This is a genomic window from Bacillus sp. MYb209 (assembly GCF_002975175.1).
In the GTDB taxonomy this organism is placed as follows: Bacteria; Bacillota; Bacilli; order Bacillales; family Bacillaceae_G; genus Bacillus_A.
The window spans coordinates 11,631-32,680 of sequence record NZ_PCNZ01000017.1; the positions used below are offsets into that span (position 1 = coordinate 11,631).

Genomic DNA, 21,050 nt, shown 5'->3' on the forward strand with positions numbered 1-21,050 from the left:
ATTCCCCTAATAGCATATAATTCATGTATCCTTTCAACTACTTCATATGTCTAATTGTCCAAGCTCAGACATATGCATAATAGTAAGTCAAGCTCATCATAGAAGAAAGAGGGATAACATGGATAATCAACAATGGCAAGTAGCAAAGAAAGTCGCTGCTACTTATATCGGAACGGTCGTTGGAGCTGGATTTGCTACTGGGCGAGAAATTGTTGAATTTTTTACAGTTAACGGATTGTACGGGACCATTGGCATATGTATAAGTGGATTTTTTTTTATTTGGCTCGGTACAAAAATGATGTTACTTTCATCACAAATCGGGGCATTTTCAGCGCAAGAATTTAATAAATATTTATTTGGGGATGTATTTGGAAATGTCGTAAATACTTTATTATTACTCGTATTATTTGGCGTAACTAGCGTTATGTTATCAGGAGCCGGGGCAGTATTTGAAGAACAACTCCGTCTCCCGAGACAACTTGGTATTTTTATCACAGTCATCGCCTGCCTCATTATTGGGAGCCGGGGATTACAAGGTGTTTTTGAAGTGAATACACTTGTCGTACCTATTATGATGATTTTTATTATCGGACTTGCTATTACAACCTTTATTCATGGTACAACTCCTATTATTGACACCGTTCCTACAGAAAGTTGGAATATGAAATGGATTACTAGCCCTATTACATATGTCGCATTAAATCTTTCTCTCGCCCAAAGTGTTCTCGTCCCATTGGCCAGTGAAGTAAAAGATCGAAAAGCTATTTTATGGGGTGGTATTTTAGGAGGCGCGGGGCTTTGCTTTATTTTATTATGTAGCCATTTAGCAATATTATCAGTTGAACAATTTTATCAATATAACATCCCAATGGCTGAAGTTGTAAGAAGGTTTAATGCAACTTTCCATTTTTTCTTTGTTCTTATCATTTTTGGTGAAGTATTCACAACATTAGTTGGGAATATATTCGGAATGACAAAACAAATGCAATCCATTACCGGCTGGAAAAGTAATAACATTATTTACTTCATATTACTAATTAGTTATTGCTTTAGTTTCATCGGATATAGTGAATTACTTCATATTCTATACCCTATTATCGGTTGGGCGAGCATCATTTTACTACCGATTATTGCCTTTAAACAACTTCAAAAAACATGAAAAAACATCCGTGTATACGGATGTTTTTTCATGTTCATTCACAGTCTTCACATACTTCCCAGTACGGCCCCATTTCTACTGCAAGGTATGGCTTTAATTGCAAACGAATCATTCGACTTGGCATGCGTTCTAATACGAATTGAATGCCTTCTTCCTCTTCATCTAACTCAACTTTTGAAATAGCAATTCTTTGCATAGTAGTAATAGGGCTTCCATCTTTATATAAAGTGATTTTCACCTCATCATACTCATTAAAATACAATTCAACATTCATTTGCTTTTTTAACATTTCATCAACAATTTCATAATTATCATTTTGTTCCTGGATTATATATTTCCAGCCGCCTCTATCCAATTCTATCGGAGCAGCTTGGAATAATGTCATCAAATCCTCGTATAGCATAAGATAACCCCTCTCTTACTAAAAAACGATGAGTATTTTATATACCCTTTATCTCTATCACTATCCATGTTTATTGTACCATATATCACGAATCTTACCGCATTCATTTGCTTCATAAACACATATAAAACATATAGTATTCTTAATTCATTATCTACTCTCTACTGATAACTTATCTCTTGCCTCATTTTGAGGTAGGAGTCTTACTGCCCATCAATAGCAGGGTAAAGATTTAAGATTCTATATAAAAAAGAAGAGTGACCTTAATCACTCTCCCCTCAAAAGACTTTTCCCGTCGCTGCTAATGCTAAAACTATAATTAGCCCTGCAAATAATAGCGATACTATTAAACTAAAAATCGGTAATACTTTCTTTTCATTCTTCTTAGATAGTAACCTTAGACTAAGAATGATATTTAATGGTACAAATATAAAATAAAAATATTTAACGATTTGTAATGAGCTATTTGAAAGTGCTTTCAATACAAACACTTCAATTAAAAAAACAGCAAAGAATAAAATACTTAACCAAAATGAGACATAGCTAAGCCAAGAATGTCTTTTCGTTCCCCAATACACTCCCATACTGATCTCCTTTAAACGTAGTCTATATTATATTAATTATACACCCGCTTAACAAATTCCTCTATTGTTCGACAAACATTACATACATTGAACCTCTAATCCGTTTATCAGCTAAAAGACGGTCTCTAATAGCACTAATGCTATTTTGAGACAGCCTCCCCTTTTTATACTTTAAATCTTTCAATTAATACTTGTAACTCTTCAGCCATTTGAGATAGTGTACCAGCTGCAGAACCAATTTCCTCCATGAAAGCTAGTTGCTCCTCAGCTGACGCTGCAACACTTTGTGTACTCGTCGCATTATTTTGTGCTGTCATTGCAATTTGACCAACTGAAATAGATACTTCATTTGCACCTTTTGACATTCCATTAGCCGTTTCAACCATCGTTTTAATTTGATCAGCAATTTCATTTGTAGATTGTAAAATCTCAGTAAAATTTTGTTTCGTTTCATTTGCAATAACAAGTCCAGATTGAACTTCTTCATTTACATTATTCATAGATTTTACTGTCTTACTCATATCATCTTGTATTTCACAAATTAATTTACTAATTTCACTTGATGATACACTAGATTGTTCTGCTAATTTTCGTACTTCATCAGCAACGATTGCAAAGCCTCTTCCATGCTCACCAGCTCTTGCAGCCTCAATTGCTGCATTTAAAGCCAGAAGATTTGTCTGATCTGCAATATTTTGAATGACTTCTAAAATATCACCAATTTGCTTCGATTTATTATTCAATAACTGGATAACAGCATCTGATTGCGAAACAGACTCCGCAATAGATTGCATTTGATTTACTGTTTTTCCAACTAGTTTTCCGCCATCCTCTGCTTTTTCACGAGTATGAGCAGACGCAGTATTAATAGATGATGAACTATTTGCTACATGTTGAATCCCTTCTGTTACATCAAACAGTAACATGGCACCATTTTCTACGCTTGATGTTTGCGTCGATGCACCACTTGATATTTCATCCATTGCCATTGTAATTTGTTCAGTTGCTTCACTTGCTTGTCTCACACTTGCTGTTAACTCTTCAGATGCAGCTGCAACATGCCCTGCTGAAGTATTAATTCTTCCAATTAATATACGCAATGAATGTGTCATCTCATTAAACCCTTTAGCAAGTTGTCCAATTTCATCATTTGAATGTATTTGAATCGTTTGAGTTAAGTCCCCTTCGCTTATTTCTTTAGAAGTGACAACTAATTGTTTTAAAGGTTTGGTAATAGAGAGTGTCACGAAATAAATAAGCGCTCCGCCTACAACTAATGAAATAAACATTACAATTAACATATTATAAAATACAGGTTGAGCAGCTTCAACTACTTCATTTGAGTACATCGTCCCCGCAATTTTCCAACCTGTTTTTAAATTTGTGGCGAATACCATTTTCTTTTCACTACCACCATAAGTGTATGAAAAAGTGCCATGGTTATCTTCGTATATTTTCTTTGCCCAAGAATCATCTGCCTTGTCACCCGATTTTTCTTGAGGGTGAGCAATTATTTTTTGTTTTCCATCTAAAATGAAAGCATAGCCTTTTTTACCAATATTGATTAACTTTGTTGTTTTTAATAAATTATCTAAACTTAAATCTACCGCAATAACACCATTTTTATCTTCAGTTTGTTTTGCGATTGTTACGAGAATATGTCCATTCCCTTGTGCCTTATATGGTTCAGTGACAACAATTCCACCTTGCTTATTCACTGCATCTTTATACCAAGAACGTGCTGTTGGATCATAATCTGCTGCCATTTGTATATTTGGTTCTTGCACAAATTTTTTATCGTTTCCGGCAACATACACTTGTTCTACATCTTTGTTCAAACTAATATATTGGGATAATGTTTTTCTTAGTTCATCCTGATTATCCCCTTGATACATATCACTCTGAATCACTCGTGCAAAATTATTTACATCGTTGAATTTCGCTTCAATCATTTGATTGATTAAATTATCCAATATTTTTATATTATCCTGAGCGCTACTCATAATTTGTGATTCAAAATTCTTTTTAGCTGTTTGATACGACATGCCCCCAATAATAGAGACTGCCGCAATTAATATAACAAAAAATGAAATTAATAGCTTTTTTGCTACTTTCATATCTCTAAACCAACTTACTAGTTTACTCATTATAAACCTCCTGCATTTCAATATTAAGCTTTAAAGATTAAATAGAGCTAATTTTGAATATATCCCATTCCTTAGTTTCTATTTTTATAACTTGTTTTGATGAACACTTTGTAAAGTTTAAACAAATAAATTCCCTTCGTCTATATATACGAATAATATTATTATAAAATTTACAAATACAAAAAACCAAAGGGACAAGCCCTTTGGTTTTTTACATTTTTTTATGTTGTTTAGAAATCTTTTTCCATCTATCTCGTTCCGCTCTTGCCAGAGTAATGTTTTGTTTTCTCATAACATATGCCAATTCTCTTTGCAGCTTTTTATAGCTTAGCAAGCGCTCTACGGGTATAATTCCGTTATCTATAGCACTTCGCACTGCACATCCTGGTTCACCGTCATGTTTACAATCTCGAAAGCGGCAAGTATTTGCAAGATCTTCAATATCAGAAAATATAGTTTGAATTGCCGCGCTTCCTTCCCAAAGCTGAAGTTCCCTCATACCAGGAGTATCAATTACTAAACCGTGACTCGGTAATTGGAACAACTCACGGTGAGTTGTCGTATGTCTCCCTTTACTATCTTCTTCACGTATATCTCCGGTTTTTGCTACATCTGTTCCTATTAATGCATTTAACAAAGTAGATTTCCCTGCACCTGAAGATCCAACTAAAGCAATTGTTTTTCCTGGTGAAACAAATTGTTGCAATGATTCTATTCCAACGTACACTAGGCTATCAACAACAAATATCGGAACACCCATTGCTACCGCTTCAGTTTCTGCAATTTTCTGTTCCACATCTTCACATAAACTACTCTTCGTTAAAACAATAACAGGCATTGCACCACTCTCATAAGCCAATAGCAAATAACGTTCCATCCTTCTTACGTTGAAATCATGGTTAAGAGCATTCACTAAAAATAGATAATCTACATTTGCTGCAATAATTTGTTCTTCAGTTCTGTTACCAGCTTCTTGTCTTGAAAAAGAACTTCTTCTCGGGAAAATACGGTGAATAATTGCCTTTTTCTCATTTTCTATTTTCTTTATATACACCCAATCACCAACTGCCGGATAATCCCCCTTCGTTAACGCTTCATGACGAAACTTTCCAGACAGTTCCGCTACATATTCACCATCATTACAAATAATCCGATATATATGCTTATGCTCAAGTAAAATACGTCCTACTTCATAGTTCTCTACAGCTTGTTCCTCAAAAAAAGAATCCCATCCGAACGATTCTAAAATATTTTGATTCAAATTGATATCCTCCCTAGTTTGAACTCAGTGGAAGGATTGTGCGCTCACTTATAGAGTATCGCCCTTTCCGTCCACCTTTGTATTTGGTTTATTATTCATATAAGTCAATTTCTCCATAATACATCACCCCGTTCTAAATTTAATTACTCTCATTATATGGAATATCTCATTAAAAAGCTACCTTATTTAACGTAATTTTCAAACAACTTATTTTTTAGCATTTTAATTTGTCCACGATGACTAATTTCATCTTCTAGCACATGAAACCAAAGGTAGTGCTGATTATACGCTACGCCATTAGGCCACTTTCTTTCTGACATTAGCCATTTTTCATCCTGCTCATTCAAACACTTTAGTGTTTCCTCTCGCACTTTTTGCAAAAGTTGTACATAATACTGTATTTCATGACCACGAATCGTTCTCCCCGCTTCTCCTAAATACAGTGCATCTTTCCATACTTCTAATTCTTCTTTTGTGAAGTCACGATTTTGAAATGAAATAAGCTGATGTACTTTTTCTATAGCCGCTATATGCTTTAATAAAGCACCAATTGAATTTCCACCACTCGGCATTATTAAATCCAATTGCTCCACTTCTAAATCATCTATTTCCTGTAATGTTACTGCCCGCGTATGCTCCATCATACTTACTAGTTCCCCTATATTTTTTGTATAACCATCTACACTTCTTATTCGATAATCTATATACATTTCACGCACCTCTTTCTGAATTCATATTAGTGAAAAAATGCTTCATATAATAGACTGAAATATATCAGATTTTTCTGTTATAATTAAATTGAACAAGTAAATAGCCAGAACAAATTTTCTCAATATGCTGATATAAAATTTAAAAAGGAATATATATTTAATACACGAATCTTATTCACTAAAAGGAGTGGATTCGATGGAAATGTATCAATGGCTAACTGCTGTTCTAGTTGGTGGCGTTACTGGCTTCGTTTCCCATCTGATCAATAACCAAGGTAAGTTATTGCTTCCACGCCGTTTAAAAACGTTTTTCCACTTTGGGTTTTTAACCGATATATTAACCGGTTGCCTAGCTGCACTTCTTGGACTCGTTTTATTCGATGTCACCACAATAAAAGAAATTATAAAAGTATCTATTGTAACTGCCATTTCAGGTCAAACATTTTTACTTCATCAAGCTTTAGGTGGTGAACAGGCTAAAAACACACAAATTGGGAAAGCTGATGAGAAAATTCAAGAAATTGACAAACTATTACGACGTTAATCTATACTTTCTTTAAAAATTATTGTTATAATGAAAAATAAATATTTTCTATTGCGTCGTTTGTCAGAAGAAAGGGTGTTTCGTATGACAAAAAAGAAAATAGAAGATTTCTTAACAAACTCCGAAAAAGAGGAACTGCTAGAAAACTATAAATGTTTACGAGAAGCCCGCACAAAAAGCGAAGCTAACTATTTTGGTGAGGCAGTAGACCATCTATTAAATAAAGTAAAAAAACGAATTATTGAAGAAGCAGGAATACATGATGAAAATGCGGCAACAGTTCAATCTAAACGAAAAGCACTGTTTTAGTTAGATTAGCTAAAACAGTGCTTTTTCTTTATAACGCTTCTATGATGCAACTCCCTTTTCATTTTTGCCATCTCCTTATATATGAAAAGAGGGTAATACCACTCTTTTCTATTAATGCTCTAATATTGATTCCATTTTTTTCATATCCTTCTCATTCAATAAAACGTCCACAGCTCTTACACTTTCTCTTATTTACTCTGCACGCTTTCCACCAGGAATAACAGCGTCAATTCCTGGTTTATTTAATAGCCACGCTAACGCTAAATGGGGAATTGCAATATTATTTTCTTTAGCTAAACCTTTTAACTTTTCAACTCTCTTAAAGTTTTTCTTATATGTATTTTCCTCAAAAAGATTTACATCATAGCGCCAATCTTTTTTATCTAATTTGAAATCTTCTGTATATTTACCACCTAATATTCCGAAGGCAAGTGGCCCATATGGAATAAATGAAATTCCCGCTTCAATACAATAAGGTAAAAGTTCTTCCTCTGCAGTACGATCTAGCATATTGTAACGCGATTGTACAACATCTATATCTCCATATTGATTCGCCTCTTTTAATTGTTCTACATTTACATTTGATATCCCAATTGAACGAATTTTCCCCTCTTCTTTTAAACGGATAAGCTTTCCAATTGAATCTATGTAACTTGTTTCAGAGTTTGTAAAATGTAAATAATATAAATCAATATACTCTGTCTGTAATCTTCTTAAACTATTTTCCACTGCATTTTATTTCAATTCGTGAAGAAGACTTAAATACTAGATTCCCCGGTTTATTAGATGTTGTAATACATGCGACAGAACCATACTAAAAAACATCTCATATAAATATGAGATGTTTTTTAGTAATTACTATTCTTTTAATAAATCTATTAATCCATTCCCTTCAGATGTACGTTCATACCCTAAAGGTACAGTCCTTTTTATAAGTTGCGCGTATATTTCCGGCTCTGATAATTTTCTACCGTACTCTCTCTCACACTGCTTTATGAGAAGTGCTAGCGCCCCAGCGACATGCGGCGTCGCCATTGAAGTACCACTTAATACTGCATATTTCCCCTCTGGATACGTAGACAGTATTTCATCACCCGGCGCTACTAAATCAATTTCTTGATTTGAATTACTAAAGCATGAAATTTTCCGCTCTAAATTAACAGCACCTACTTCGATTACTTCAGAATAAGCACCTGGAAAATCTAATTCTTCAGTATCATCGTTACAATCCCCATCATTTCCAGCAGCGCATACGACAAGTACGTCTTGTTTTACCGCATTTTGAATAGCTTCATGTAATTCTGGTACATCTTGCGGACCACCAAGTGACATTGAAATAATTCTCACTTTCTCTTTATTCGGTCCTCTCCAATTTACAGCATAATGAATGGCCTCAATAATTTGCTCATAACTTCCAGAACCATCTCCAGCTAACACTTTTAAAACTAGCATTTTAGCAAGTGGCGCTACACCTAAAACACCGACACCATTTTCAGTCGCTGCGATTGTCCCCGCTACATGAGTACCATGTCCATTATTATCAAGATAAATTTTCGGATCACCTTCATAATCTTTTGTGAAATTTCTTCCATCAATAATATGATCTTTTAAATCTACATGATTTATATCACAACCTGTATCTAAAACGGCAACGACAATGTCTTTCCCTTTCGCACTCTTTTCCCATACTTCTGGAGCGTGAATCAGCTGTACACCTGGTGGAATTTCGTTTACTTGTTCAACCACCTTATTTACGGTAAACGGAATCAACTGTATACCCTTTTGTTTATTCGCTGTACTACTGTTCATCGTAATCCCTCCTGAAAATATATTATTTTCATTTCAGACCACTATTGAATGCGTTTAGATTTAACATTCGTTTTATTCGTTCCATTTCCCTTCCTCTCAAATGTTTCTCAATAAACAAAATAAAAGGACCCATTAATGGTCCTTTTATTTTTCAGTTTTTCAAAAGAATAATATAAATTAAGACTAAATCTCACTCTTGTTCAAAAACTGCTCAATTTCTTTTATTACATGTTTTGCCCCTTCTATACTAACAGTAATGCTTCCATTTGCTAATGAAATATTTTGGTCTGAAACATCACCTGTTATTTGACAAGCATTGTAAGGTTGATATTTTTGTAAAATGACTTTGTCCTCTTCTACAAAAATTTCAAGTGGTGATTTGATTTGTATTCCTAATACATCTCGTAATTCTTTAGGAATAACTATCCGTCCCAATTCATCTACTTTTCGAATAATTCCTGTTGCTTTCATGTTACTCCCCCCTTATTCTCTATTATTTTTTTCACCTCGCTATTTTCATTTTATCACTATATATTTGGTAATGGCTTACTCTTTTTAGAAAATATAGTACAAAAGTTAAAAAAACACATTTAACGAATATTCAATCTTTCTTTCAATTGTTTTAAATAACGAGATCGTATAATGACGAAATATAGAACTTGAATACTTACAAAAATACTTAATACAATCGTATTCTCTTTAAAAAGTGAGTACTCAAACATTTGTCCTAATGCCGTTAATGCTACTGCCCCGTGTAATGTTGCAACTCCAACTGGAACGAAGAATAAAAGCGCTAAGCGGATTGTGACTACTTTCGATAATTCGCCTCTCGTCAATCCAACTTTTCGAATCATTTCAAATAAACGAGTATCTTCCTCCAAATCAGAAAATAAGCGGAAGTAAAGGAAGCTTCCTGCACAAACGAAAAATACAATACCAATAAAGAAACCTACAAATAAAATGGGTCCTGCGATTTGTAAACTTTGATTTTGATCGTACTCTTCTGCACTAAACGTTGAATGTTCTTGATAAGGCTTAATCTGATGTGTAAGCTCTTTACCAACCTCAATTTCATCTTTCGTTCCTTTTGTTTTATACATATAATCTTTTTCTTCTTTAAATCCATCTTGTAATGAATCATATTGATTTTTAGAGATTACATAAACATTACCTCTTAGTATTTTACTTAATGAAGAAGTATTAACTTTTTTCACATTTAAAGGTTCATTCACATTTGGTAAAGTAATTTCTTTTCTTTCTTTCATGGGTGGTCCTGGTATTTCGACTGACAAAAATAAAGCCTCTTTATTTGATACAGTATTAAATGGTTCTCCTGTTAACTTTGTATATTCCTTATAATCTGATTCTTTTATAAAACTGGCGCTTCTTAACGACTGCTCCTCCGTTGTCTTCGATGAAATATTTATTTTTGAAGCTGCTATATTATGTTTCTTTAATCCTTCGTCAATAATCTTCAGATGCTGTGACTCATTGCTATTTCCTTGCTTAGAATGATAGTGAAACGCAATTGGTCTGTCCATAATTTCTTTCGTCATCGAAGCAAAACCAACCAATGTACCTATTGCTGAAAATGCTACTGTTGAAATAATTGTTACAATAAAGAACATCCTGGCATTATCTCTCATACGGTATGCTAAATCTGACAAAGTAATAATATTTGTCTGTGTCCAATAGAAACGTTTACTTTTTTTACATAGTCTAATAATAAAGACGCTCAACTGCTTGTACAGCAAATACGTACCAATAATGACTACTGTTGTAACAGGAATCATCATTACAAATACCATTGCACCATGTGACATAAGAGCTCCTGCATAACCAGCACTAAGCAATACTACTGCTAATATAGAAGAAATTATAGATGCCTTCGGTTCTGGTTTCGCCTCTGCTGATCCTCTAAACAATTTCATGATTTTATTTTTACGAACCATTCCTGCACTGAACAATGAAATAATCATAAATAATACGAAAAACATAATACTCGTTACAACAATCGCTTTCATCGGTATGTAATAGGATAAAGAAATATCTAATTTTAAAATCATCGGGGCTACAAAAATTAATATCCCTGAAAATAACATACCTGAAAGAATCCCAAAAATAATTGCCCCTATTCCAATCATGATATTTTCAAAGAAGATAAGACGCTTTAATTGATATTTCGTCATACCTAGCATCATTAAAATTCCTAGTTCACACTTTCTCGTTTTCAAAAACATTCCCATTGAATATAAAATAAAGAAGAATGTAAATAAGTAAATAATAGACTGTGCAAAAGACATACTTATAAATACGTACTGCCCTAATTCTCCCGCACTTAATGCCGGATGGAACGCAAAAAATGAATATACAAAAAAGGCCATAATGGCAAATGCACTACTCAAAAAATAAGCTGAGTATGTTCGTCTATTTCGCGTTACATTTCGAAATGCGAGTTCTCTAATGTTCATACTACTTCTCCGCCCTTCTACTAACTATGCTTTTATATTAGTAAAGTTCGGAAATGCCTTCCATCGATTCAAATGACAAAAACCTTACATTATTGAAAGGTTTTAAACAATTGCTTATATAAAACAGTTTATTTATAATAGCTACTATTCATACACGCACCCTATTGTATATTCGTTAGTTTTGCGAAATAATAAAGGATAGAAATATGTACCAATATACATATAACCTTATTTACTGCTTTAAAATGAATAGGAGGAAAACATAATGACATTACAAGAACAAATTATGAAAGCATTACATGTTCAGCCTGTAATTGATCCGAAAGTAGAAATTCGTAAACGAATTGATTTCTTAAAAGATTATGTAAGAAAAACAGGTGCAAAAGGATTTGTACTCGGTATTAGCGGCGGACAAGACTCTACATTAGCAGGGCGTTTAGCGCAGCTTGCGGTCGAAGAAGTTCGTAATGAAGGTGGTAACGCAACGTTTATCTCTGTACGTCTTCCTTACAAAGTACAAAAGGATGAAGATGATGCACAATTAGCATTACAATTTATTAAACCAGATCAATCCGTTGCTTTTGACATCGCAACAACTGTTGATGCCTTTTCAGATCAATATACAAATTTATTAGGAGATTCATTAACAGATTTCAATAAAGGAAACGTAAAAGCACGTATCCGCATGGTTACACAATATGCAATCGGCGGGCAACAAGGATTACTTGTTATCGGAACTGATCACGCTGCTGAAGCTGTAACAGGTTTCTTCACAAAATTCGGAGATGGTGGTGCAGATTTATTACCATTAACAGGTTTAACGAAGCGCCAAGGACGTGCTTTATTACAAGAATTAGGTGCGGACGAGCGACTTTACTTAAAAATGCCAACAGCTGATTTATTAGATGAAAAACCAGGTCAAGCTGATGAAACAGAGCTAGGCATTACTTACGATCAATTAGATGACTATTTAGAAGGTAAATCCGTTCCAGCTGACGTTTCTGAAAAGATCGAGAAGCGTTACAAAGTGAGTGAACATAAAAGACAAGTCCCAGCATCTATGTTTGATGATTGGTGGAAGTAAATTATATAGAAAAAGAAGCTAAATGGAAATTAGCTTCTTTTCTATATATTAACGAAATACCCCTACTCTTTTCTCTAATAAATCATGCAAGCAATCTTCATGTTGTTTATTAAACAATGGCGGCATTTTGTCTAAAGGGAAAAACTGCAAATCTAACGTTTCATCACCATCTATTTTTTTGTTCCCTCCAACGATTGAAAACTTAAAGAATATTACAATTGTCTGTGCCTGATCTCCATTCGGATATGTTTGAAAATATTTCGTATACACGCCAATGAGCTCATCAATTTCTACATCAAATCCTGTTTCTTCTTTAACTTCTCGAATGGCAGTTTCTGCGGCAGATTCCCCAATTTCCATTGCACCGCCCGGAAATCCCCATGCATCAAAATCCCCTCTTTTTTGCAGAAGTACTTCACCAAATTCATTAAATACACAACCACCTGCAAAATTCAAAATAACATAATCATGCCCTATTTTTTCACGTAATTCCTTTATATAATTCGCCATTTTCTTCTCCTTTTTATACATCTTCCATCATTCTTTTTTATCTTTTTCAAGCAATTCTATAATTCGATCTAACTTCTGATTCATATTGATCACATGTTGTTTTTTCATAGTGTTGTTTTGCAATAATCTTTTAATGAACAGAGTAAATGATACAAAAAACAAAACGATAAGTCCGATTACTAGACAAAAATATATCAATGCAAATATATTATTTTCGAACAAATTCATTCAGCTATCACGTCCTCTATTTTCAATTATTTTATCACACAATTCTAAATAATCAATAGGATTATAACCAAACGCAAAAAGAGCACCTTTTAAAGATGCTCTTTTTCATTAATACGTAAATGTAATTGTCGCTAATGAATAACCTGTCATTGCACTATATGGCGCAACTTGATAAGATACACGCTTTGCACCTTTTGGCCAAGTTATTTCATTTAATACTTTCTTTATATCTTGCATCGTTCCATCCATTGACTGCTTATATCGTACTTCTACTTTTTCTGGCTTGGAAGCAAATTGTTGCTGTAATTTCCCCTTAAATTCATTGTAAGTTTCCGCTCCATATTGTGCAGACAAATACTTTAAATTTGTTTCTTTTAACATTTGCTCATATACGACAGTTTTTGAACTACCGGCTTTTATTTTGTTTGTTAATTCATTGAAGTAACTTGTAGTTGCCGCTGGATATTTACTACGATCCCATTCATGGTCTTTGCTTAACTGCTCGTCTGACATATTAAAATATGAATATGTCACGCGCCCAGCTTTATCTGGAACCGGATCATCGAATGTAGTATCAAGGTGGTACCACTTGTTATCAATGTTCACTAAATTCCATGCGTGAGCTTGTCCATTCCCTGTACCTGTTACAATATGATTTTGAATACCTGCTTCTTGCAATAATTGATATGTTAATAATGTATATCCTTGGCAAACTGCAGAACGATTCGCTAACGCTTCATACGCTGTATACGCTTGATAAGACGTATCATAAGATACATGTTTCACAACATAATCATGAATTACCTTCACTTTTTCATGTTCATCCATACCTTGTTTAATGATAGAATTTACAATTGCTTTCGCCTGAGACTTTACATACTGTGTTTGTTCTTTTGATTCACGATACTCCACTTGTAATGTAAACGTATAATTCCCTGGCATACCTTTTATAGAATACTTAGTAGATGCTACATTATATTTTACATACTCATCCGCATCTACAATTTTATTATATTCTTTGTATAATTGGTCCATAACATCTCTAGCATTTCTACCTTTTGTTTTATATGCGATTGTAATATTTTCATCTCGATTATCAATATGTTTTTTTAATTCTTTTCGAAAATCATCTAACAATTTAGCATCTGATTGTGTAGTACCTACAGTCGATTTCGTAGCTGCGTAAGATACAGATGACGCGTGTAAGCCACCCATTACAATTGTTGAACAGAGCAGGGCAGCTGTTACATACTTATTTGTCTTTCTCATTTCGTCACTCCTTATATTCTATAAATATACAATACTTTTCAAAAAAGGTCATATGAGATTATGCATATTTAACATTTTAAAAAGGGTTGTTCTTTCAGAAAAAGAACAACCCTTTTTTTAGCAAGTTTGTAACACACAACATGTATTTTCAAAATGTCGATTTTTCAAGTCTTCATTTCCAATACAGAAATAAAGCATTCCTAAATCTCCCCACATCATATTACAATTTTTAGTATCTGAATCAATTTGGAATAAGAGCTTCATATGCTGTGGATCTATCCCCATATATTGTTCAGTCTCGTACAATACCTCATCTTGTACAGAGAATGGTTCTCCAAACATTTGATGATTATCATAGTTGTCTGGGATTAGCTCTTCAAGTAATTGCAAGAAACGATCTGAATCAGCCTCATCTTCAATGAAAAGCTCTGGTAATTTATATGTCAGTTCAAAAGTAATTGCACACTGGTTATATTTCGCTTGTATTTCATCTGCTCTACGTAATTGCTCTACAGGGATATCATAATAAAGCACACGTCCAGCTTTGGTTGGATCCACATCTTCTTCAAAGTAATTTTCAATACTAAAGAAATATAACATCCCTGTCTTAGGAAGATTATGATCCATGCCAACGTTTTGTAAATCACTTAAATTAAATTGTGCGATAAAGTATAGAGGACTCCCTTTGTATGTTGGATATTCAAATGAACCCGGCAAATCAGGAACTCCGCCCATTTTCGAACTACCTATCGCAATTGTTTCCTGTTGTTTTGGCACAACTTTTACACAAGGAAATACAGTATTAATAAGCTCCTCTTTTAAATGTGTCAGTCCATATTTATCAATTAATACTTCAATTTTTTTATCCATAAATTCTCCTTACATTTACATACTTATTTGTATCATAGCACAAAGATTATACTCCATTCATCGTGAAATCAACAAGCCTTCAAAAAAACGGGCTTATCCCTCGTACGCGAACAAGTTTAAAAGAGCATAGTATACATTGTTCCTACAAACATGATATCTCATAATTTCTTACAGTATACTTTCCCTCGTTCATTTTCACTTTTAATATAAGGAGGAATTCCACATGGGTTACGGATATAGTTGCGGTGGTTACGGCGGTGGTTACGGTTACGGCGGTAGTTGCGGTGGTTGTGGTTATGGAGGTTTCGCTTTATTAATCGTTTTATTTATCCTTCTAATCATCATCGGAGCTAGCTGTTGGGGCGGCGGATTCGGCTGCTAGTAAACTTAAAAACTATTGTAAAAAAGCGCGTACAATACGTGCTTTTTTGCCATTTTCAAATTTTCCATCTGAAAGGAAGTATGTTTAATGAAGATTGATGGTGTTTTCGAGGGAGGCGGTGTACGCGGAATTGCTCATGTAGGGGCAATTTGCGCGTTAGCCGAAAAAGGTTATGAATGGGAACGTTTAGCTGGAACATCAGCCGGTGCTATTATTGCAGCTCTTCTAGCAGCAGGATATTCTTGTTCCGAATTAAAAACTATTGTAACAGACATTGATTATGAAAAATTCACTAAAAAAACTTTTCTTGATAGAATCCCCTTTATTGGTAAAGGATTAAGCGCTTGGTCTACTCTAGGCATTTATTCAAATGTATTTCTCGAAGAATGGCTAGAAGACCTGCTTAGAAAAAAAGGAATTCATTTGTTTACAGACTTACCAGACTTGAATAAACTCAAAATTATCGCTTCAGATATAAGCAATGGTAAAATGGTTATTTTTCCCGATGACTTGCCAAACTACGGATTTTCAAATTATCGCTTCCCTATCGCTAAAGCAGTAAGAATGAGTGGAACCATTCCTTTCTTCTTCGAACCAGTGAAATGGAGAACACCGAAATGGAAACAACCTTGTTATATGGTTGATGGCGGTATCTTAAGTAATTATCCAATTTGGATTTTCGATTCACCGACTTCTCCTCGCTGGCCTACCTTTGGATTTCATTTTGTAAAAGATGAGATTCAAGCTGATCCCGCCCACTATGAAGAACCTATTTCCATGTTCAAAGGACTATTTAAAACAATGATGCAAGCTCATGATTTACGTCATTTAGATAAAGAATCAAAGGCTAGAACTATTACAATTCCAACAGGAACCATTACAAGTACTAATTTTCAATTAACTAAAGAAGAGAAAGAATGGCTCTATAACTCTGGTTATAATGCCGCTAATAAGTTTTTGCAATCCTGGAACTTCAGGCAATATGTTGATGAATATAGAGACGGAAATCAGGATCGAAAAACAAATCGGTATTTCCGTCAACTTGACTCATAATTATATTATTTTCCCTGTCACACTTTAATAGTAAATAAGCCTAATAATATAGTACATTATTAGGCTTATTTACTTCTTATGTACTCTCCTATTGTTTAAGGATAAGTTAACCCCTCTGCTTCTTCTGCAGTAATTACTATGTAACGATTTCCAGTTCTTAACCCTAATAATTCTGCTTTTTCAATTGCATCCTGTTTTGTTTCCGCATAAGCAGCTAAATATTTATCTCCATCAATCATTTGGCAAATCACATATTGCTTCATGGTTTTCTCCTTTTACCCTTTAATTAATTGCGCGATCTTTTTTATTCCAGCTTCAATTTCTTCTACAGTTGCATAGGAATAAGAAAGACGTAAAAATTGGTTAGCACTTCTATCATACAAAGTGCCTGGGTTTAATAACACCTTTTCTTGTAAAGCTTTGTCAAATAAACTACGATTCGAAATTGGTAGATTTATATGTAGCCAAATGTAAAAGCTTCCTACTGGCTCATGCCAAGTTGCAATGCCACTACAATACTTTTCTAACATACTTATCATAAAATCTCTACGTTTTTTCAATTCACTTCTTACAAACTGTAAATGTTCATCATACAATCCATTTTCAAACCACTCCGCTGCAATCTGCTGGGATATAGAACTTGAACCATAATCAGTTTGCATTTTTATATCTGCTAATCTTTGAATAACGGATTCTGATCCAACAACCCAGCCAATTCTTAAACCAGGACTAATGACTTTGGACATACTTCCAATATGTAGCACGATACCATTTTTATCATATGCCTTTAAAGGCTTTGAAACTGGTGCATCGAACCATAAATCTTGATATACCGCGTCCTCAATAATAGGTAATCCAATTTCATTACATATCTCCATCACTTCTTCCCTCTTCTTAGTGTTCATACTAAAATTGGTCGGATTATGAAAAGATGGGATTGTATATAAAATAGATGCGTTAAATTGTTTCTTATATTTTGTAATATATGAAGTATTTATACCATTCTCATTCATTGGTATTCCAATCAAGCGCATTCCTGCTGATTGAAATACATTAAGCGAATATAAATATGATGGTTTTTCTAATAAAATTGACGCTCCTTTCGGAAGAAGCCCCATAGAAATAAGTTGCAGTGCTTGAATTGCCCCTGAAACAATTAAAATAGAGTCAGGAGATACATATACCCCATGCCCTTTTAAATATTCCGCAATTTTTTCTCTTAAATGGAGATTTCCTTTCGGTTCCTCATACCCAAGTGTAACATTTGATTGTAAAATTTTACTAATAATACCCTTCATCTTTTTCTCAGGCAAGAGACGCGGTGAAAGTTCACCTGTTCCTAATCGAATTACATTGGGAGTAAATTCAGCTTGATTAATCTCTTGTACAGCAGGAAGATTCGGATAATGAAGTCCTGTTTCTACATAAGACTGCCAGTTTGGAGGCGGGGCATATGTAGAAGTACTCTCACTATTATTTATAACAATTGTTCCCTTCCGGCCATTCCCCTCAATATATCCTTTTGCTACTAATTCATCGAAAGCCATTACAATTGTACTTCGATTCACTTCAAACGTATGCGCCAAATCTCTTTGTGAAGGTAATTTAGTTCCAACTGTCCATTCCCCATTAACAATCCTTTCTTTTATATAAGATTCTATTTGTTTATATAAAGGAATAGACGAAGACATATTAGGTTTCCAAACGAGCCTTTCCATTATATCACCTCACATACTTTATGGTTGGTAACCTATCCAACCATATGGATGGATACAAATTTTCATTTCTTCTATACAATATACACTATCATAACTAATCAAATTAAGTAGGAGGTAATATGATGAGTGAAGCAATTATTCACGGTATCATCCTTGCATTTGGTCTTATCATTCCATTAGGTGTCCAAAATGTTTTCGTCTTTAATCAAGGCGCTAGTCAACCAAATATTTGGAGAGCTGCTCCTGTAGTCTTGACTGCATCTATATGTGATACATTATTAATATTAATTGCTGTACAAGGTGTATCCCTTGTACTCCTTACTTTTTCTTGGTTAACAACTACTCTGTATATGATTGGATTTTTCTTTCTTATGTATATGGGCTGGGTTATTTGGAGAAGTGATCATTCAAATGATGTAAAACAAGAAAAAAGCATGCCTTTAAAAAATCAAATTATTTTCGCCGCATCGGTTTCATTACTAAATCCACACGCAATTTTAGATACAATTGGTGTAATCGGAACAAACTCTATACAGTACATAGGAAGTGAGAAATGGGCTTTCACTTTTGCAACAATTATAGTTTCTTGGATTTGGTTTATTAGTTTAGCTTTTGTTGGAAAATTTCTAAAAGGATTAGACTCGACAAGAAAAACGATTACAGTATTAAATAAATTTTCAGGGCTAATCATATGGGGAGTCGCACTTTATATGTTAAAACAAGTTATTTTTCCTAACTAATTAAAGAGAATTGCATGTTATGTAATTAGCATGCAATTCTCTTTCGGATTATGAAGTTGGTTCCGGTTCCTGTTTTAACATCATTTTATCTTTTGCTGGTTTAATCCAAATAATTGCAATGACAGCACCAATAGCAGCGAAGATGCTCGTTAAATAAAACACTTCATGGTCCGATCCTTTCATAAAAAAAGAATAAAGGGGTGGTCCAGCTGCTACACCGATAAATCGCATTGAACTATAAAATGACGTAACTGTCCCCCTCTGCTCTTTTTCAATCCCTTGTGTAATAAGAGCATCTAAACATGGTAACGCCATACCAATTCCTATCCCCATAATAACGAGACAAAGAATTAGCAAATAGATTCCTTTTAGGAATAAAGGTAAGAAGACAGATACAGCAGCCAGTAAAAATCCAATATAAATACACTTTTTCATAATATCTTGTTTATCTCCAATTTTTTTACCAGCCATATATGAGCTAAGTGATAGTACAAGTAAAGGAATAGCGAGTACACACCCTTTCCATATACCATGAATATCGTACTTCGACTCCAGTATAGTTGACAGATAAAAAAGTATTCCGAATAAAATAAGCATAATAATTGCACCTAGTATAAAAATGGCAATTAACCATCTTCCCTTTTCTCGAAACGTAGAGATAATAGATTGAATAAATTCTTTAAGTGGTGGGACTTCTTCTTCTTGTTTCTTCGCCTTTACTAGTACCAGTAGTAAAATAATCGATATTACACATAAAACTGGAATCGCCCAAAATGGTAAGAACCATACAATAGCTGCAAGAGCTGATCCTAATATGGGACTCAATACTTTTCCAAATGTATTTGACGTCTCAATAATTCCTAAACCTGCACTAACCTGTTTTTCATCTTTGTATAAATCACCTACACATGGTATGACAACTGGCATAGCACCAGCAGCACCTATCCCTTGAATTGCTCTTCCGATAAGAATCCAAATGTAAGGGTTATCAACTTTCCATGATACCCAGCCCGTTATCGCTCCTCCAATAGCTGCAATTAATAAACTTGGAACCATTACCATCTTTCGTCCCCACCTATCTGATAAATAACCAGCAATCGGTATAAGTATAATTGCAATGATAGAATAAATTGTAATTATCATGGATACTTGGAAAGATGAAATATGTAATTTCTTTTCAATGGTTGGCAGGATTGGAATAAGCATTGAATTACCTAACGTCATAACAAGTGGAACTGATGCAAGTGCAATTAAACAACAGTTTTCTTTTTTTAACATGTTGATTTCGGAACCTTTCATCATATATTTCTTACCATATAATAGCCCTGCTGGAAATTATGTTTACATTCCACCAGGGCTATTTCATCTTTACTACTTTCCATTTACAACAAAAGAAATTGGGTAAAATATAGCATTACTCCTATTCTTTGAATCCTGTTCACAATATATCCATACCAATTAATTGAAAATAAAAAAGAAAGGAAGAACCCTTCCTTTCTCCTATAACCTTCTACATTTAGCGAGTATATCCGCCACCAAGCTGTTGTTCTGCCATCGCTACAAGGCGTTTTGTAATTTCACCGCCTACAGAACCGTTTGCACGTGAAGAAGTATCAGCTCCAAGCTGTACACCAAACTCTTGTGCAATTTCATATTTCATTTGATCTAGAGCTGCTTGTGCTCCATGTGATGCTAATTGATTAGCGTTACGATTTCTAGCCATTACCGATCACCTCCTTATATATATTAAATTGTATCAAATTCGAAATTAAATACATGGTAATTTTTGGTTATTGTTA

At 34.1% G+C, this 21,050-nt stretch carries 23 protein-coding genes and 2 pseudogenes; 8 read left to right on the forward strand and 17 right to left on the reverse strand.

Translation table 11 applies throughout. The features are described 5' to 3' along the window. The first annotated feature begins 118 nt into the window (after positions 1-118). Positions 119-1,159 (forward strand): YkvI family membrane protein, encoded by a 1,041-nt coding sequence (locus CQZ94_RS20845; RefSeq protein WP_105586895.1) that lies wholly within the window; start codon positions 119-121, stop codon positions 1,157-1,159. Between the two features lie 34 nt (positions 1,160-1,193). Here the strand turns inward: CQZ94_RS20845 and CQZ94_RS20850 are convergent, their stop codons facing one another. From CQZ94_RS20850 to CQZ94_RS20870, 5 genes are all read right to left on the reverse strand, one after another. Continuing rightward, a complete protein-coding gene (locus CQZ94_RS20850) occupies positions 1,194-1,562 on the reverse strand; it encodes a DUF3979 family protein (RefSeq protein WP_002118522.1) in 369 nt (122 codons plus the stop codon). A gap of 278 nt (positions 1,563-1,840) precedes the next feature. Further along, entirely contained in the window at positions 1,841-2,146 is a 306-nt protein-coding gene (locus CQZ94_RS20855; protein WP_105586896.1) for a hypothetical protein, read from the reverse strand. A gap of 164 nt (positions 2,147-2,310) precedes the next feature. Continuing rightward, a complete protein-coding gene (locus tag CQZ94_RS20860; RefSeq protein WP_105586897.1) occupies positions 2,311-4,293 on the reverse strand; it encodes a HAMP domain-containing methyl-accepting chemotaxis protein in 1,983 nt (660 codons plus the stop codon). Positions 4,294-4,504: 211 nt separating this feature from the next. After that, the gene (rsgA, locus tag CQZ94_RS20865; protein ID WP_105586898.1) at positions 4,505-5,554 is read right to left on the reverse strand and encodes a ribosome small subunit-dependent GTPase A; all 1,050 of its coding nucleotides are present in this window, start codon (positions 5,552-5,554) and stop codon (positions 4,505-4,507) included. 182 nt (positions 5,555-5,736) lie between these two features. Beyond that, complete coding sequence (locus tag CQZ94_RS20870) at positions 5,737-6,264, reverse strand: DinB family protein (protein WP_105586899.1); 528 nt, start codon at positions 6,262-6,264, stop codon at positions 5,737-5,739. Between the two features lie 196 nt (positions 6,265-6,460). Between CQZ94_RS20870 and CQZ94_RS20875 the strand changes: the two genes are divergently transcribed. Beyond that, positions 6,461-6,808: a DUF4257 domain-containing protein gene (locus CQZ94_RS20875; protein WP_105586900.1), complete on the forward strand. Its 348-nt coding sequence runs from the start codon at positions 6,461-6,463 to the stop codon at positions 6,806-6,808. Between the two features lie 84 nt (positions 6,809-6,892). Beyond that, positions 6,893-7,117: a hypothetical protein gene (locus CQZ94_RS20880; RefSeq protein ID WP_002171494.1), complete on the forward strand. Its 225-nt coding sequence runs from the start codon at positions 6,893-6,895 to the stop codon at positions 7,115-7,117. A gap of 111 nt (positions 7,118-7,228) precedes the next feature. Here the strand turns inward: CQZ94_RS20880 and CQZ94_RS20885 are convergent. Continuing rightward, positions 7,229-7,852: pseudogene (locus tag CQZ94_RS20885) on the reverse strand (aldo/keto reductase); the annotation flags it as partial. On the opposite strand from CQZ94_RS20885, the pseudogene CQZ94_RS31525 reads away from it, so the two are divergent. Continuing rightward, positions 7,852-7,935, forward strand: a pseudogene (locus CQZ94_RS31525) (transcriptional regulator); the annotation flags it as partial. The pseudogenes CQZ94_RS20885 and CQZ94_RS31525 sit on opposite strands and share 1 nt — an antisense overlap. Before the next feature lie 40 nt (positions 7,936-7,975). On the opposite strand, the gene CQZ94_RS20890 reads toward CQZ94_RS31525, so the two are convergent. The 3 genes from CQZ94_RS20890 to CQZ94_RS20900 all read right to left on the reverse strand — a co-directional run bounded on the left by CQZ94_RS20890 (position 7,976) and on the right by CQZ94_RS20900 (position 11,397). Then, on the reverse strand, positions 7,976-8,926 hold the full coding sequence (locus CQZ94_RS20890; RefSeq protein WP_105586902.1) for a serine protease: 951 nt from the start codon (positions 8,924-8,926) through the stop codon (positions 7,976-7,978). 183 nt (positions 8,927-9,109) lie between these two features. Then, positions 9,110-9,397 carry an AbrB/MazE/SpoVT family DNA-binding domain-containing protein gene (locus tag CQZ94_RS20895; RefSeq protein ID WP_002148618.1) on the reverse strand — a complete coding sequence of 96 codons (288 nt, stop codon included), beginning with the start codon at positions 9,395-9,397 and terminating at the stop codon, positions 9,110-9,112. 119 nt (positions 9,398-9,516) lie between these two features. Beyond that, positions 9,517-11,397 carry an ABC transporter permease gene (locus CQZ94_RS20900; protein WP_105586903.1) on the reverse strand — a complete coding sequence of 627 codons (1,881 nt, stop codon included), beginning with the start codon at positions 11,395-11,397 and terminating at the stop codon, positions 9,517-9,519. Between the two features lie 265 nt (positions 11,398-11,662). Between CQZ94_RS20900 and nadE the strand changes: the two genes are divergently transcribed. Further along, positions 11,663-12,481, forward strand: coding sequence for an ammonia-dependent NAD(+) synthetase (nadE, locus tag CQZ94_RS20905; protein ID WP_105586904.1), 819 nt, complete (start codon positions 11,663-11,665; stop codon positions 12,479-12,481). 48 nt (positions 12,482-12,529) lie between these two features. Here the strand turns inward: nadE and CQZ94_RS20910 are convergent, their stop codons facing one another. From CQZ94_RS20910 to CQZ94_RS20925, 4 genes are all read right to left on the reverse strand, one after another. Then, positions 12,530-12,991, reverse strand: a complete 462-nt coding sequence (locus CQZ94_RS20910; protein ID WP_105586905.1) for an NUDIX hydrolase — start codon at positions 12,989-12,991, stop codon at positions 12,530-12,532. A gap of 27 nt (positions 12,992-13,018) precedes the next feature. Then, positions 13,019-13,219, reverse strand: coding sequence for a DUF4083 domain-containing protein (locus tag CQZ94_RS20915; RefSeq protein WP_002141377.1), 201 nt, complete (start codon positions 13,217-13,219; stop codon positions 13,019-13,021). A 108-nt stretch (positions 13,220-13,327) separates the two neighbouring features. After that, positions 13,328-14,488 carry a transglutaminase domain-containing protein gene (locus tag CQZ94_RS20920; RefSeq protein WP_105586906.1) on the reverse strand — a complete coding sequence of 387 codons (1,161 nt, stop codon included), beginning with the start codon at positions 14,486-14,488 and terminating at the stop codon, positions 13,328-13,330. A 117-nt stretch (positions 14,489-14,605) separates the two neighbouring features. Then, entirely contained in the window at positions 14,606-15,358 is a 753-nt protein-coding gene (locus CQZ94_RS20925; protein WP_105586907.1) for a YwqG family protein, read from the reverse strand. Between the two features lie 223 nt (positions 15,359-15,581). Between CQZ94_RS20925 and CQZ94_RS20930 the strand changes: the two genes are divergently transcribed. Next, positions 15,582-15,740, forward strand: a complete 159-nt coding sequence (locus CQZ94_RS20930) for a YjcZ family sporulation protein (RefSeq protein WP_002118476.1) — start codon at positions 15,582-15,584, stop codon at positions 15,738-15,740. An 87-nt stretch (positions 15,741-15,827) separates the two neighbouring features. Beyond that, positions 15,828-16,793, forward strand: a complete 966-nt coding sequence (locus tag CQZ94_RS20935) for a patatin-like phospholipase family protein (RefSeq protein WP_105586908.1) — start codon at positions 15,828-15,830, stop codon at positions 16,791-16,793. A 95-nt stretch (positions 16,794-16,888) separates the two neighbouring features. On the opposite strand, the gene CQZ94_RS20940 is transcribed toward CQZ94_RS20935, so the two are convergent. Beyond that, a complete protein-coding gene (locus tag CQZ94_RS20940; protein ID WP_000816387.1) occupies positions 16,889-17,056 on the reverse strand; it encodes a DUF3933 family protein in 168 nt (55 codons plus the stop codon). Positions 17,057-17,068: 12 nt separating this feature from the next. Further along, positions 17,069-18,511 (reverse strand): aminotransferase-like domain-containing protein, encoded by a 1,443-nt coding sequence (locus CQZ94_RS20945; protein WP_105586909.1) that lies wholly within the window; start codon positions 18,509-18,511, stop codon positions 17,069-17,071. A 122-nt stretch (positions 18,512-18,633) separates the two neighbouring features. Between CQZ94_RS20945 and CQZ94_RS20950 the strand changes: the two genes are divergently transcribed. Next, positions 18,634-19,251 (forward strand): LysE/ArgO family amino acid transporter, encoded by a 618-nt coding sequence (locus CQZ94_RS20950; RefSeq protein WP_105586910.1) that lies wholly within the window; start codon positions 18,634-18,636, stop codon positions 19,249-19,251. A 48-nt stretch (positions 19,252-19,299) separates the two neighbouring features. Here CQZ94_RS20950 and bcbE read toward each other — a convergent pair whose 3' ends face one another. Further along, complete coding sequence (bcbE, locus tag CQZ94_RS20955; RefSeq protein ID WP_142395888.1) at positions 19,300-20,553, reverse strand: bacillibactin exporter BcbE; 1,254 nt, start codon at positions 20,551-20,553, stop codon at positions 19,300-19,302. Between the two features lie 214 nt (positions 20,554-20,767). Then, entirely contained in the window at positions 20,768-20,974 is a 207-nt protein-coding gene (locus tag CQZ94_RS20960) for an alpha/beta-type small acid-soluble spore protein (RefSeq protein WP_000113539.1), read from the reverse strand. Positions 20,975-21,050 lie beyond the last annotated feature (76 nt).